Genomic DNA, 13950 nt, shown 5'->3' with positions numbered 1-13950 from the left:
AATGTTTCCAAAGTTAATTTTAGGGGGATGTTATGAGGATGCTAGAGGAACTATTAAATACAATAATAGGTTTAATGCTTCTGAAATAAAACGATTTTATTTAATTGAGAATAAAAGTTTAAGATTTGTTAGAGCATGGCAAGGACATAAAATTGAGCAACGTTGGTTTTTAGTAAGTAAAGGAAGTTTTAAAATTCAACTAATAGCCATTGATAATTGGGAACATCCTTCAAAAAATCTTATACCTGATACTTTTTTTTTGAATGAGAATCAATTTGATATTTTGCATGTTCCTTCAGGTTATGTTAGTAGTATTCAAGTGTTGGAGAGAGAGTCTAAATTAATTGTGATGGCTAATTATTTATTAGGTGAAATAAATGATGAATATAGATATGATGTAACTTATTTTAATATTTAGTAGCAGTTGAAAATTTTAATTTTAATACAAACGAAAGTTTTACCATTGATATTTATAAAAATTAAATAAAATGATTGTGAATTTAGTTGTTATATTTTTAATTCTTATTATTGGTCATTTTTTTAATAGAATCTATAAATTAAATTCTGATACCAATTATGTAAGAAAGAAATATATTAAATTTATTTGTGTAATATTAATATTACAATCGGGTTTGAGAAATGTTGCAGTTGGGGAGGATACTTATAATTATTTTAATACATATAGAAATATAAAAACAAAAACTTGGGTAGATATTTATAATACGGCAATTGAATATTATAAAACTGGGAATAGTTTAATTAGAGATCCAGGTTATGCCTTTTTTCAAAAAACAGTTCAATTAATCTCCAAAGATTTTCAGTTTTTTCTTTTTGTTATTGCAATTATCTTCTTTTCTGCTTTTGGTACTTTTGTGTATAGGAATACTAAAAGGTTAAAAGATGTGATATTAGCATTTCTAATATATTCTGTTTTGTTCTACTCTTTTTTTTCTTATACAGGGCAAAGGCAAACCATTGCTACAGCCTTAATATTGGTTAGTTATGAATTTATAAAGAAGAAAAAAATACTCCCATTCTTATTCTTAGTTTTAATAGCTTCAACTATTCACAAATCAGCCTTAATATTTATCCCCTTTTATTTTATTAATCAAATTAAAAAGACAAAGAATTTTTATAGGATAGTACTTTTATTGTTCCCTATTATTATGGTATACAGTAATAATTTAGCAAATTTTTTTATAATACTTGGTGGGTATGAGTTATATAATCAGTATGAAGGAGCAGGTAGTTACACTTTTACAACTATATTTTTAGTTATTTCAGTTGTTGCTTTACTTAGGAGTAAAATTATTTTAAAACACAATCCAAACGCTCAACATTACTACAACGCATTTGCAATAGCCTTACTCTTTTTGCCTTTAACTTGGTTCAACCCTTCAGCAATGAGAGTTGTTCAGTATTTTTCTATTTTTATGGTTCTTTTTATCCCAGAAATTATACATTCATTTAATCACATATCCGTAAAAATTGGTGTAAGTATTGCAAAATTTACTATTATATTATTAATTATATTATTTATTAAGTCAAATTGGAACAATAGTATGCCTTATGGCTTTTTTTGGGAAGATATGCACTTACCTGGAAATTATTATCTAAGAGGTTAATTATATATGAAACACACAATAAATACTAAAAAGTATATTCTTTCAATAATTATCCCTACTAAAAATAGGGAAACTTACGCATATTCTTGTATGATGCAGATTTTAAATTCTACAAAAGAAGATGTTCAACTTGTTATACAAGATAATAGTGATACAAATTCATTAATTTGTAAATTTAAAGATTCTCAATTTATTGATAGAATTAAATACAATTACTCAAATGATACTTTATCTTTTGTTGAGAATTTTAGTAGAGGAGTAGCTCAGGCTGACGGTGAATATTTATGTATAATTGGAGATGATGATGGAATAAATCCAGAAATTGTGAAATTTGTTCACTGGGCAAAAGAAAATAATGTTGAAGCAGTGATACCTAAATTAAGATTGAATTATATTTGGCCAAATACTGGGATTTCCAATTTTAAAAATGATAATGGTAATTTAATAATTAATGATTTTAATATAGAAGCTCAATATTATGATACTAAAGTTGAGTTAATAAAACTTTTAAATTCTGGAGGTCAAAATTACTTAAACTATAATTTGGTGAAAATTTATCATGGTATTGTGAAAAAAAGTGCTATAGATAAGGTTAAAGCTATTACAGGTAATTATTTTGGCGGTTTGTCACCTGATATCTATAGTTCAGTTGCTCTTTCTTTAGTAATTAAGAAAGTGCTTAAAATTGATTATCCATTAACAATTCCCGGAGTTTGTAGTTTAAGTGGATCTGGACAAGCTGCAACAGGAAGGCATGTGGGTAATTTAGAAGATGCACCTCAATTTGTGGGTCATGTTAATTATAAATGGTCTAAATTGGTGCCAAAATTTTACAGCGTTGAAACTATTTGGGCAGATTCAGCATTGGCTGCTTTTAGAGAAATGAAAGAAGATGATTTGATATCAAAATTTAGTGTTCCTTCTTTAACAGCATATTGTAATTATAGTTATAAAGAATATAAAAAGATAATTGATATTAATTATTTTGAATATAATAAAAATATTAATTTCTTTAAACAAAAGAAAAATCTCTATGTTGCATACTTAAATGGTCCTCTTAAAGATTTAGTTAAAAGAATTTTAGCAAAAATAACTAGAAAAAAAAATACAATAGAAAAATATGATAACGTAGCAGATATTAAAAATGCACAATTTATATTTGAGAAATTTCTCATTAGAAAAAAATTATCGATAGATAATGTCATTTTATTATTAAATGCTAATAAAAGAGAATCATAAAATTGAGAACATTATTAATTATTTTTGATTAAAAGCTATTTAAAATGAGTAATAAAAAAGTAGGAGTAGTGCTAGGTTATATTGCTATGATAGTAAATAATGCATTCTCTTTTTTTCTAACACCATTAATGTTAATGGTTTTTGGAACAAATGAATTTGGAGTTTATAAATTAGCTTTGTCAATTACTTCTTATTTTGCTTTAGCAGATTTAGGGCTTAATAATGCAATAGTTCGTTATGTAGCAGAATATAGAACAAATAAAGATAAAGAATCTGAATCAAAATTTGTAGGTTTTGTAGCTTTTATTTTTTTAATTATAGGAGGGATTGTACTTCTTTTAGGATCTATAATCTATTCTTATATTCCTCAAATTTTTGAAAATTCATTTAGTATTACTGAAATAAACTTACTAAAAAAACTATTTTTTTTAATAGCCATAACAGGCACTGTTATGTTATATGTTAATTTAGCTTTAGGTTTACTAAAAACCTATGAAAAGTTTGCAGTAATCAATATTATAAAAATTGTTAAAACATTTGTAAGAACAGGCTTAATAGTAATACTTTTATTGTCAGGATATAAGTCATTTGAAATAGTTTTGGTAGATACTATCGTAATGGTATTAGTTTTTATTTTTACTAGTTATTATTGTTTAAAAATTCTTAATGTAACTATTAATTTTAAAGGATTTAATATACGTTATTCGAAAAAAATATTTTCATACTCAATAATTGTGTTTGTAGACGCCGTTGCATTTCATTTTTTAATGGCAGTTGATAGTTTTGTTATAGGTATCTATATTTCAAGCAAAGCTATTGCAATTTATGCTATAGGGACGTTGCTGTCATCCTTATTTTTTTCATTTTCAATAATTATTTCGGAAGTTTTAATGCCTAGTGTAGTGAGTCAAGTTACCCAAGGAGCAAGTAATACTGAACTTACAAATTATGCTATAAAGATTGCAAGAATAAAAAGTATCCTCTTGTCTTTACCTATTATTGGATTTGTGTTTTTCGGCAAACAGTTTATCAATTTATGGGTTGGTCCCGAATTTTGGATTGCATATTATATAGCATTATTAGTCTTAATTCCCCAAATGATCTCGGCTTTAATGGATGTTCCTTTGTATATAATGTGGGCCAAGAATAAACACAAAATAAAGTCTTTCGTGTCATTAGGTATAAGTATTCTAAATGTAGTTTTAACGGTTGTTTTAGTTAAAAAATATGGAATAATCGGAGCGGCATATAGTACTTGTTTTGCACTTTTATCTGTTTATCTAATTTTCAACAGTATTTTATATCATAAAATTTTAAAACTTGATATGATACGATTTATTAAAGAAACGTTTAGTAATAAACTGTGGCTAGGTCTAATGATTGCAAGTCTATTAGCATACTTAATCTCTTTATTTGAAATTAAAGGCTGGCTTATGTTGATTTTTCAGTTTGTTATAGTAACAATAGTTTATATTATTTCAATTTGGTTTTTTGGTATGAATAGCTCTGAAAAGCTATTGGTAACATCTCCATTAAAGCAAATAAGAATTAAGGTTAATAAATAAAGGAGTTTAAACTCTACGCATAATAATAAACACATAATATGTTATATTTGCCATGGAGATGTTATAGATTAGTATTTTTTTGTAAAAAAACACTAATAATACAGATTCTTGTTTGTCACTATTAGAGTTGAAAATGGAAATAATGATATAAACTTGCTAAAAATAAAAAACAATGATTAAGGTAATGACAATTGTCGGAACTCGACCAGAAATTATTAAATTAAGTCGTGTAATGGCTGAATTAGATAAATATACAAATCATATAATTGTTCATACAGGGCAAAATTATGATTTTGAGTTAAATGAAATATTTTTTCAACAACTTAAAATTAGAAAACCTGATTATTTTTTAAATGTTTCTGGAAGTAATGCAACAGAAACCATTGCACAAGTAATCCTTAAATCAGATGAAGTTATGGGAAAAGAACTGCCAGATGCTATTTTGCTTTATGGAGATACTAATAGTTGTATGGCTGTAATAGCTGCGAAGAAAAAGAAGATTCCTATTTTTCATATGGAAGCAGGGAATCGTTGCTTTGACCAAAGAGTTCCTGAAGAAATAAATAGAAAAATTGTAGATCACTTAAGTGATATCAATATGCCACTTTCTGAACATGCTCGGAGGTACTTGATTGCAGAAGGAATAAAGCCTGAAACAATTATAAAAACGGGTTCGTCGATGAAAGAAGTGTTATTTTTTCACAAAAAAGATATTGATAATTCTGATATTTTAGAAAAAGAAAACTTAAAGAAAGGCGAATATTTTATTGTTAGCACACATCGAGAGGAAAACATAGATTCAGAAAAGAATTTCACAGATTTATTAACGTCTCTAGAGGCTATTATTAAGAAATACAACAAAAAAATCATTGTATCTACCCATCCAAGAACTCGAAAAAAATTAGAAGCTATAAAATTTAAAAATTCAAATCATTTAATTGAATTTATGAAACCTTTTGGTTTTTTGGATTATATTAAACTACAACAAAATGCATTTTGTGTGATTTCTGATAGTGGTACAATAACTGAAGAATCTTCCATATTGAATTTCCCAGCTATAACGATAAGACAAGCTCATGAACGACCTGAAGGTATGGATGAAGGAACTTTAATTATGACAGGTTTACAGAGTGATTTAATATTAAATTCTATAGATGTTGTTACTTCCCAGTTTAAAGAAAATAATAATGTAATTCAGATAATACCAGACTATTTAACCGATAATGTTTCGAAAAAAGTAGTGCGTATTATTTTATCCTATACGGATTATATTAATCGAGTAGTTTGGTCAAAATTTATTTAATGATATGAAAAAAATATTGCTTTTTGGAGCTACAGGAATGGCTGGACACATAGTCTATTATTATTTCAAAGAAAAAGGTCAGTATGATATTGTAAATGTAGTTTTTCGTCACAAATTAAATGAAGAAAGTATTGTGGTGGATGTTACTAATAAAGAGGCAGTATCCGCTCTCATTTTTGAACAAAAACCAGATGTAATTATAAATTGTATTGGAGTCTTAATTAAAGGATCTAAATCCCATCCAGATAATGCAATTTATGTTAATGCTTATTTTCCACATTTGCTTAAAAGATTAGCTGATGAAATTGATGCAAAGTTAGTTCATATTAGTACAGATTGTGTCTTTACAGGAAATAAAGGAGCTTATACTGAAAGTGATTTTAAAGATGCGGATGACATTTATGGAAGAAGTAAAGCCTTAGGAGAAATAGATAACAATAAAGATTTAACTATTAGAACTTCAATTATCGGACCTGAATTAAAGACTGATGGGGAAGGTTTATTCCATTGGTTTATGAATCAAAATGGAAATGTAAATGGATTTACTAATGCTATTTGGGGTGGAGTTACTACTATTGAATTAGCGAAAGCTATAAACGTTGCTATAAAACAAGATATTACAGGGTTGGTTCATCTTAGTAATGGTATTCCAATTAATAAATATGAGATATTACTCTTGTTTAAGAAAATATTCCGTAAGGATTCTATAATCGTTATTCCTTTTAAGGGCGTATCTTGTAATAAATCAATTGCAAAATCGAATTTATTTTTATATGAAGTTCCATCATACGAAATTATGTTGATTGAAATGTTTGATTGGATGAATTCTCACCCAACAATTTATAGAGAAAAATATCTTTAATGAGAATACTTCAAATAAATACTGTTTATAAAGTAGGTAGCACTGGTAAAATAGTTTATGAAATTCATAATCAATTACAAAATACGGGATATGAATCATTTGTAATCTATGGAAGAGGTAAAACTCAACCTGAAGAGAATGTCTTTAAAATTTCCCCAGAATGGGAAGGGAAACTTCAAGCATTATATGGAAGAATAACTGGCGATTTTTATGGTGGCTCATTTTATTCAACCTCTCGGTTAATAAATAAAGTTAGAGATATTTCACCAGATGTGGTTCATATTCATTTGCTGAATGGTAATTATATTAACAACTATTGCATTTTGACCTTTCTTGCTGAGAATAATTACAAAACAATAATAACACTCCATGCAGAAACAAATTATACCGGACTCTGTGGCCATTCTTTTGATTGCAACAAATGGTTAACAGGCTGTGGTAAATGTCCTCAAGTATTTAATAAGTATAATTCATGGTTTTTAGACAGGACATCAAGAGAATGGAGAAAAAAGGCTGAAGCATATTCTAAATTTGATAATTTAATTATAGCAAGTGTTTCTTCATGGCTTGAAGAAAGAGCAAAAAAATCGCCTATGTTTAAGGATAGATTATTTTATGTTGTTGGTAATGGATTGGATACTAGTATATTCCATTATGTTGAATCAGATAGTCTTAAAAAAAAGCTAGGTATAGTTAATGAAAAAATAATATTACATGTGACGCCATCATTTAAAGAGATTACCAAAGGTGGTAAATATGTAATTGAAGTAGCTCAAAAATTAGTTTTAGATAATGTTAAAGTTGTAATAGTAGGTTTTGATGGCTTTGCAGGAAAATTACCATCAAATGTTATTACTATTAATCACACTAAATCCCAAAATGAAATGGCACAGTATTACTCAATGGCAGATGTAACAATGATAACTAGCATAAGAGAGACTTTTTCAATGGTTTGTGCTGAGTCATTATCATGTGGTACACCAGTGATTGGTTACAAAGCGGGTGCTCCAGAGCAAATTTCATTAGATAAATATAGTGATTTTGTGAATCAAGGCGATATTAAATCATTGACAAATGTCGCGAAATATTGGATCAACAACCCTGTAGACACATATTTAATTCAGCGTGAAGCAAGTATACGTTATTCAAAGCATCGTATGGTAGAAGGTTATATTAATCTTTATAATCAATTATATCGTTAAATAATGAATTGAGTATTTGAGCTTAAAAGAAAGATGATACTATATCTACGATAAATAATATAATTCAATGGAGAATAAAATATACCCCCGCTTGCTTACAATTAGTGTAAATGCATGGTCTGATAAAAATTCAACAGGTAATACTTTTTCTAACTTCTTTGGTAATTGGGATAAAAATAAACTGGCAAATCTGTATTTAAGAGATGAGGAGATTGATAACAAATGTTGTTCTAAGTATTTTAGAATTACTGAAAAGGATATTTTTAAATCACTAATTTATGGAATAGAGTTAGGTAGTGAAGTGACTTACGAGACAAATTCTAAACATACAAATTCTAAATGTAATAATATAAAAAAAAACAGCAAATTTGTCGAATATGTTAAAAGAATGCGTCCTCATATTATTTTACTTTTGAGGGAACTGTTTTGGTCGATTGGATTTCAGAAAAAGAATAAGCTAAATAGCTTTCTAAAGGAATTTGATCCTGAAATTATTTATATGCATTGTCATAGTCTTTTCTATGCCCATAAAATTTTAAATTATTGCCATAATTACACAAAGGCCAAGGTAGTTGTTTTTTTTGGTGATGAGGTCTATAGCTATAAGTCAGTATTACCTATCAATAGAATTTATCATTTTATATTGCGACATTTGATTAGAAAAACCTTAACTATATCAGAAATTCAATATGGAGGGTCAGCAAAGCTATGTGATTATTATTCCAATTTATTCGGAAAAGAGTTTAAACTCTTAATTAAGGGTACTCAACCTATAAAAATTAAGCCTAAGCCTCACAATTTGCCTTTGAGGATTGTATATGCAGGTAATTTGCTTTATGGCAGATGGTTAACTCTTTCTCTTTTAGCAAAAGCAATAGAAGAGGTGTCAATTAACAAAAATTTATATAGCTTGGAAATTTATTCTAATACTCCACTTTCTAAGAAAATGGAGCTTGGTTTAAATACAAATTATTCAAGTTATATGGGACCAGCTTCTTATAGCGATATAGTTAAACATCTTAATGATGCAGATATAGTTCTTCATGTCGAATCATTTAGAAAAAAGGATATTAGTTTAACTAAATATTCGTTTTCTACAAAAATAATCGATTGTATTCAAAGTGGGAGTTGTATTATTGCTATTGGGCCACCTGAACTTGCTTCAATTGATTTTCTTAAAAAAAGCGGTGCAGCACTCACCCTTCATACTTATAATGAAATTTGTATAAAATTGAACTCGATTGTCACTGATATTGAAATACTAGATGATTGTGCTTCACGAATGCAAAATTACACCAAAAATAATTTTGAATTGGATAGTGTTAGAACAAATATTTTTAATGATATTGTCAAAATGTTAGTAATTAAAACGAGACTAAAGTAAATTATTTAATTTGAATACATTTTATGAAAACAGCAGTAATAGTGCCTGGTGTAACAGATATGAATAAAGGTGATCAAGCCTTGGTATGGGAAAGTCATAGATTGGCTATGGATACAGGTGAGTTTAGCAAGGTATATCTTATGAATACGGGTGATACACTAGAGGAGAGACAAAAATTGTGTGGACAATCTGAGGCACGAGGCTATGATTTTATCGAAAACTAATTTTAATAAATCAAAAGAATATGAAAGGAGAATAATTTCAGAAAGAAGAAATAAATTCTGGTCAAAATTCTTTAATGATATAAAAAAGCATAATAATAATAATAATAATAATAATAATGTCAAGTAAATTATACTATTATAACTCAGTAAAAAATATTATTTCTATAAAAACAAACATAAAAGATTTTTCTTTTTCCTATGGTATGGCAATGCCATATGTTGATGAAAAAGAATACAATAATTCATTAATAAAAATTGAATTAAATGTAGTTTCAGGTAGAGTTGAGCCAAAGGAAGGAGAGAAATCGGAAATGGGTAAGTTCCATTACTTTTCTGGTTATCAAAACGCAAATGAAATGTATTATGAAAGAAGTTTCTTCTTTAGTCAAAAATTACAATATAAAATTTCAGGAATTAACAGTAATCATATTAAAGTAACAGTTAATAAAAATTATATGAGATTTGTAAAACATCGTTTTATGAATGTTCATTCTATGGGCTATATCTTAACAGATATTATTAATTTAAGATTGATACATAATAATTTTGCTCCATTACATTGTTCAGGATTTTTAAAAGGAGAAAATTCTTATGGAATTTTTGCACCACCTAATACAGGTAAAACCTTAACAGCAATGACTTTGTGCATGAATGATTCTAGCTATAAATTTGTTGCAGAAGATTTAGCCTTGACAGATGGTGAAAATTTATATGCCGTACCATGGACAAGTACTTTTAGATATTATGATTCGGTAGATTCTAGTTTTTTTAGTAAATGGTTAAACAAATTGACTGAAAAAATATCAATATTAGAATTGTTTGGCTTTGGAAAAACAGAACCAATCACAAAGTATGTCTCAGAAATTATAAATAAATCATCACAAAAAGATATTTTTATATTAGATAGAGGAAAAGAAGAATTTAAGGATATCTCTAAAGAAGAAGCTTTTCAACGGATTAATACGTTGGATAGGTATGAGTTTAATTATATGCGTGCACCTGCAATAATTGCTTATGAATATTTTAATCCAGATACAGATATTGAGGGAGCATATTCAGGAGAAAGAGAAATATTAAAAAAGATGATAAAAAATGCAGAGACTATAAAAGTGATTTCCACAAGAAATGCTTTAAATTATTCTAAAATAATAAAGGAATATATAGAAAAATAGCATGTTTTTTTATGAGTATAATAATTTTTAAAAAAAATAAGTGAAGAAGAAGAAATTTATTATTGCTACAACTGTCCCAATATCACTTTATTTTTTTAAAGGTCAAATACAAGAATTAAAGAAAAAATTTGAAGTAATATTGGTGTCAAGTCCTGGAGTTTTACTTAAAGATATCTGTAAAGCAGAAAAGGTAGATGGTTTTCCTGTATCAATGAAAAGAGAAATATCGTTATATAGTGATATTATAAGTTTGTTTTCAATGATAAAACTTTTTAGAAAAATTAAACCTGATGTAGTACATGGTAATACCCCTAAGGGAGGTTTAATAAGTATGTTTGCTGCTTGGTTTAATAGAGTCCCAACAAGAATATATTATATTCATGGTCTTCGTTATCAAGAAACAAACGGGGTAAAGAGAAAGTTACTGGTAAATATGGAAAGATTATCTTGTTTTTTTTCAACACATGTTTATGCTGTTAGTTTTGGTGTAAAAAAAATGTTAAAAGAAGATAAAATAACAAAAAAGAAAGTTTGTATAATTGGGAATGGTAGTGTAAATGGGATTGATACTTCTTTCTTTTCAATAGAAAATAATAACGTTTTTGATATAAGAAATTCCCTAGGGCTAACAACTAAAAATTTTGTTTTCGGTTTTGTAGGTAGATTGGTAAAAGATAAAGGAATAAACGAATTAGTTGAGGCATTTTCACAAATTAATAGGCTAAAACCTGAAAGTAGATTACTATTAGTTGGAAATTTTGAGAATGGTGACCCTATAGATATTGATATCAAAAACATAATCAGTAATAATAAGTCAATTATTGCAGTTGGTTTCCAAAAAGATGTACGTTCTTATTATAAAGCAATGGATGTATTTGTTTTTCCAAGTTATAGGGAAGGTTTTGGAATTTCACTAATGGAAGCTGCAGCGATGGGCATTCCTTCTATTTCTACAGATATTATAGGCTGTAATGAAATAATTTCAGACGGATATAACGGTATTTTAATTAAACCAAAATCTGTTGAAAAATTATTTGAAGCAATGAAAATGTTAATTTCAGATAAGGCTATTATAAATAATATGGCTGAAGTTTCTAGAAAATATGTAGAAAATAAATATGAGCAAAAAAAACTTTGGGAGAAAACATTAGAGTCTTATAGTTCAATATCTTAATAATATTTTAATTTTTTTTAAGTATTTAGATAAAACCAATACTACAAAATAGAAAAAGTTAAACTATTTGAACGTCGCTGCTTTTTTCACGCTACAAACAGCAATTGGTTTAGGAGGAGTATAGGAGTTTGGAAGTTTCATAATAACGTCATTACGGGATGGAGCGTTTATAAAATGTTCAGTGAACATTTTTAGCGAACAGGTCAGCTGGCGTGTGGGAAAATCGACGCGGTAATCTGTTACTTTGGCAGTTCCAATCATGAGATTGCTTCATTCCACTGCGTTGCATTCGCAATAACGAAAACTAGGTTACTTCTATTAGAAATACTCAAAGTATTGATATTTGTAATATATTTGTTAAAAATAAAATTTTTATAAAAATTGTACGAAACCTATTTTAAAAGAAGCATAGATTTTATAGCAGCACTCTTAGGCTTGCTACTTTTAAGTCCGTTGCTTATTATTGTTACTATAGGCTTGTTTTTTGTAAATAAAGGCAACCCTTTCTTTTTTCAAATACGCCCGGGTTTAAACGAAAAATTATTTAAAATAATTAAGTTTAAAACAATAACAGATGCAAAAGATGTTAAAGGTAACTTATTGCCCGATTGACTTGACATTAAAAAGATTAATCAGTTATTAAATTCCCCTCTTGAGAGGGGAGTTAGATTGAATAGTATTGAGAATTTAAATTCGTCATTGAGAGCCTTTCAACTGTCGCTCAGGGCAATCTAAAGTGAAGTAACCCGTCAGATTTTAGGATATATTATTATTTAAGGAATACTTTAAAAGGATATTTTTAATATTTTATAGTGCTAAAAAAGGATATTTTTAATATTTTTGTATAAATAATTTCAAAATGCATCAACGTTTTTTATATAAAGAACTAAAAGAAAATCTAAATAAAAAGCATATTGCTTTAATAATTGGACCAAGACAAGTAGGCAAAACAACTTTAATGTTGCAACTCTATAAATGGTTAAAACAACAATCTAAAAAAACATTTTTTTTAAGTTTAGAAGATAAAGACATTAAAAATGCCTTTAATGAACATCCTGAACAATTATTTAATTTTATTCCGCCTAACTCTGAGCATGAAAGGACTGTTGTTTTTATTGATGAAATTCAATATTTAGAAGATCCCTCAAATTTCTTAAAATATATTTTCGATAAATACCAATCAACTATTAAATTAGTAGTAAGTGGGTCTTCAAGTTTTTATATTGATAAAAAATTTAAAGATTCTTTGGCAGGAAGAAAACGTGTTTTTAAATTATTGAGTTTAAGTTTTCCAGAATTTGTTAGTTTTAGAAATAGGGGTGAAATGATTGCGTATATAAACTCAGGAAGTTTACCTAAAATATATAAGTCAGAATTGGATAAATTGATGCATGAATATTTATTATATGGCTCTTACCCCGAACTTGTTTTGGAAACAAGTATTAAAAATAAAAAAGATATTTTAAAAGAATTGGCGACTTCATATATTAAAAAAGATATTATAGATTCCAATATAAAATCACCAGAACTTTATTATCAAATACTTCAATTATTATCAAATCAAACAACCTCATTATTTAATACAAATAGTATTAGTAAAACCTTTAAAAAATCTAATCAAACTATTGAGTTGTACACTTATACAATGTTTAAATCTTTTCAAATTTCTAAAATAACACCATTTTACAGTAATTTTAATAAAGAAATTAGAAAAATGCCTAAAATATATTTTACAGATTTAGGACTTCGGAATTATTTTGCTCAAAATTTTGAACCTATAGCTTTAAGAAAAGATAAAGGAGAATTATTTGAAAATTTTGTTTATAGAAGATTTAGCGATAAATATGAAGACCTAGACATTCAGTTTTGGTTAACTCAAAAAAAACATGAAATAGATTTTATTATAAAAAAGCAAAAAGCATTTGAGGTTAAGTTTTCTGAAAAGCAATTTAATAAAGAAAAATATCAATATTTTGTTAAAAAGTATCCGAATATTAAATTAAATTTAATTCATTTTAACAATGTAAATGAAATTATATTATAACCCGTTGTGCATTATGACTTTTTAAACTTCCTGAATTCAAGAACTTAACGCAACAAATCATAATCTTAGATTTGTTGTATGAAAGTAAATAAATATGTACGATTAACGTTAAAAGAACGTGTTGTAATAGAAACATTATTACAAGAAAACAAGACC

Annotated in this window: 12 protein-coding genes and 1 pseudogene; all 13 read left to right on the top strand. The window is 27.2% G+C overall.

The window, feature by feature from the left end; genetic code table 11:
* The first annotated feature begins 1 nt into the window (after nt 1).
* The gene (locus L3J60_RS08775; RefSeq protein WP_291975124.1) at nt 2-418 is read left to right on the top strand and encodes a WxcM-like domain-containing protein; all 417 of its coding nucleotides are present in this window, start codon (nt 2-4) and stop codon (nt 416-418) included.
* A gap of 70 nt (nt 419-488) precedes the next feature.
* Nucleotides 489-1625: an EpsG family protein gene (locus tag L3J60_RS08770; protein ID WP_291975123.1), complete on the top strand. Its 1137-nt coding sequence runs from the start codon at nt 489-491 to the stop codon at nt 1623-1625.
* Nucleotides 1626-1631: 6 nt separating this feature from the next.
* A complete protein-coding gene (locus L3J60_RS08765; protein WP_291975122.1) occupies nt 1632-2864 on the top strand; it encodes a glycosyltransferase family A protein in 1233 nt (410 codons plus the stop codon).
* 44 nt (nt 2865-2908) lie between these two features.
* Nucleotides 2909-4429 carry an oligosaccharide flippase family protein gene (locus L3J60_RS08760; RefSeq protein ID WP_291975121.1) on the top strand — a complete coding sequence of 507 codons (1521 nt, stop codon included), beginning with the start codon at nt 2909-2911 and terminating at the stop codon, nt 4427-4429.
* Nucleotides 4430-4601: 172 nt separating this feature from the next.
* Nucleotides 4602-5732, top strand: coding sequence for a UDP-N-acetylglucosamine 2-epimerase (non-hydrolyzing) (gene wecB / locus L3J60_RS08755; protein WP_291975120.1), 1131 nt, complete (start codon nt 4602-4604; stop codon nt 5730-5732).
* Between the two features lie 4 nt (nt 5733-5736).
* Nucleotides 5737-6594 (top strand): SDR family oxidoreductase, encoded by an 858-nt coding sequence (locus tag L3J60_RS08750; protein WP_291975119.1) that lies wholly within the window; start codon nt 5737-5739, stop codon nt 6592-6594.
* Nucleotides 6594-7796 (top strand): glycosyltransferase, encoded by a 1203-nt coding sequence (locus L3J60_RS08745; protein WP_291975118.1) that lies wholly within the window; start codon nt 6594-6596, stop codon nt 7794-7796. The genes L3J60_RS08750 and L3J60_RS08745 overlap by 1 nt, the downstream gene beginning before the upstream one ends.
* Before the next feature lie 67 nt (nt 7797-7863).
* Nucleotides 7864-9180, top strand: a complete 1317-nt coding sequence (locus L3J60_RS08740; RefSeq protein WP_291975117.1) for a hypothetical protein — start codon at nt 7864-7866, stop codon at nt 9178-9180.
* A 23-nt stretch (nt 9181-9203) separates the two neighbouring features.
* Nucleotides 9204-9404, top strand: coding sequence for a hypothetical protein (locus tag L3J60_RS08735; RefSeq protein WP_291975116.1), 201 nt, complete (start codon nt 9204-9206; stop codon nt 9402-9404).
* A gap of 116 nt (nt 9405-9520) precedes the next feature.
* Nucleotides 9521-10576: a hypothetical protein gene (locus L3J60_RS08730; RefSeq protein WP_291975115.1), complete on the top strand. Its 1056-nt coding sequence runs from the start codon at nt 9521-9523 to the stop codon at nt 10574-10576.
* A 40-nt stretch (nt 10577-10616) separates the two neighbouring features.
* Entirely contained in the window at nt 10617-11750 is a 1134-nt protein-coding gene (locus tag L3J60_RS08725; protein ID WP_291975114.1) for a glycosyltransferase family 4 protein, read from the top strand.
* 381 nt (nt 11751-12131) lie between these two features.
* Nucleotides 12132-12359: pseudogene (locus L3J60_RS08720) on the top strand (sugar transferase); the annotation flags it as partial.
* 250 nt (nt 12360-12609) lie between these two features.
* The gene (locus L3J60_RS08715) at nt 12610-13794 is read left to right on the top strand and encodes an ATP-binding protein (protein WP_291975113.1); all 1185 of its coding nucleotides are present in this window, start codon (nt 12610-12612) and stop codon (nt 13792-13794) included.
* Nucleotides 13795-13950 lie beyond the last annotated feature (156 nt).

The organism is Lutibacter sp., assembly GCF_021647475.1.
Taxonomy (GTDB): domain Bacteria; phylum Bacteroidota; class Bacteroidia; order Flavobacteriales; family Flavobacteriaceae; genus Lutibacter.
This window is presented reverse-complemented; position numbering and strand designations above follow the sequence as displayed.

Excerpts from the sequence above, each read along its gene's own strand:
- L3J60_RS08775 (WP_291975124.1), top strand. The coding sequence starts at position 2 with ATGTTTCCAAAGTTAATTTTAGGGGGATGTTATGAGGATGCTAGAGGA.
- L3J60_RS08770 (WP_291975123.1), top strand. The coding sequence starts at position 489 with ATGATTGTGAATTTAGTTGTTATATTTTTAATTCTTATTATTGGTCAT.
- L3J60_RS08765 (WP_291975122.1), top strand. The coding sequence starts at position 1,632 with ATGAAACACACAATAAATACTAAAAAGTATATTCTTTCAATAATTATC.
- L3J60_RS08760 (WP_291975121.1), top strand. The coding sequence starts at position 2,909 with ATGAGTAATAAAAAAGTAGGAGTAGTGCTAGGTTATATTGCTATGATA.
- wecB (WP_291975120.1), top strand. The coding sequence starts at position 4,602 with ATGATTAAGGTAATGACAATTGTCGGAACTCGACCAGAAATTATTAAA.
- L3J60_RS08750 (WP_291975119.1), top strand. The coding sequence starts at position 5,737 with ATGAAAAAAATATTGCTTTTTGGAGCTACAGGAATGGCTGGACACATA.
- L3J60_RS08745 (WP_291975118.1), top strand. The coding sequence starts at position 6,594 with ATGAGAATACTTCAAATAAATACTGTTTATAAAGTAGGTAGCACTGGT.
- L3J60_RS08740 (WP_291975117.1), top strand. The coding sequence starts at position 7,864 with ATGGAGAATAAAATATACCCCCGCTTGCTTACAATTAGTGTAAATGCA.
- L3J60_RS08735 (WP_291975116.1), top strand. The coding sequence starts at position 9,204 with ATGAAAACAGCAGTAATAGTGCCTGGTGTAACAGATATGAATAAAGGT.
- L3J60_RS08730 (WP_291975115.1), top strand. The coding sequence starts at position 9,521 with ATGTCAAGTAAATTATACTATTATAACTCAGTAAAAAATATTATTTCT.
- L3J60_RS08715 (WP_291975113.1), top strand. The coding sequence starts at position 12,610 with ATGCATCAACGTTTTTTATATAAAGAACTAAAAGAAAATCTAAATAAA.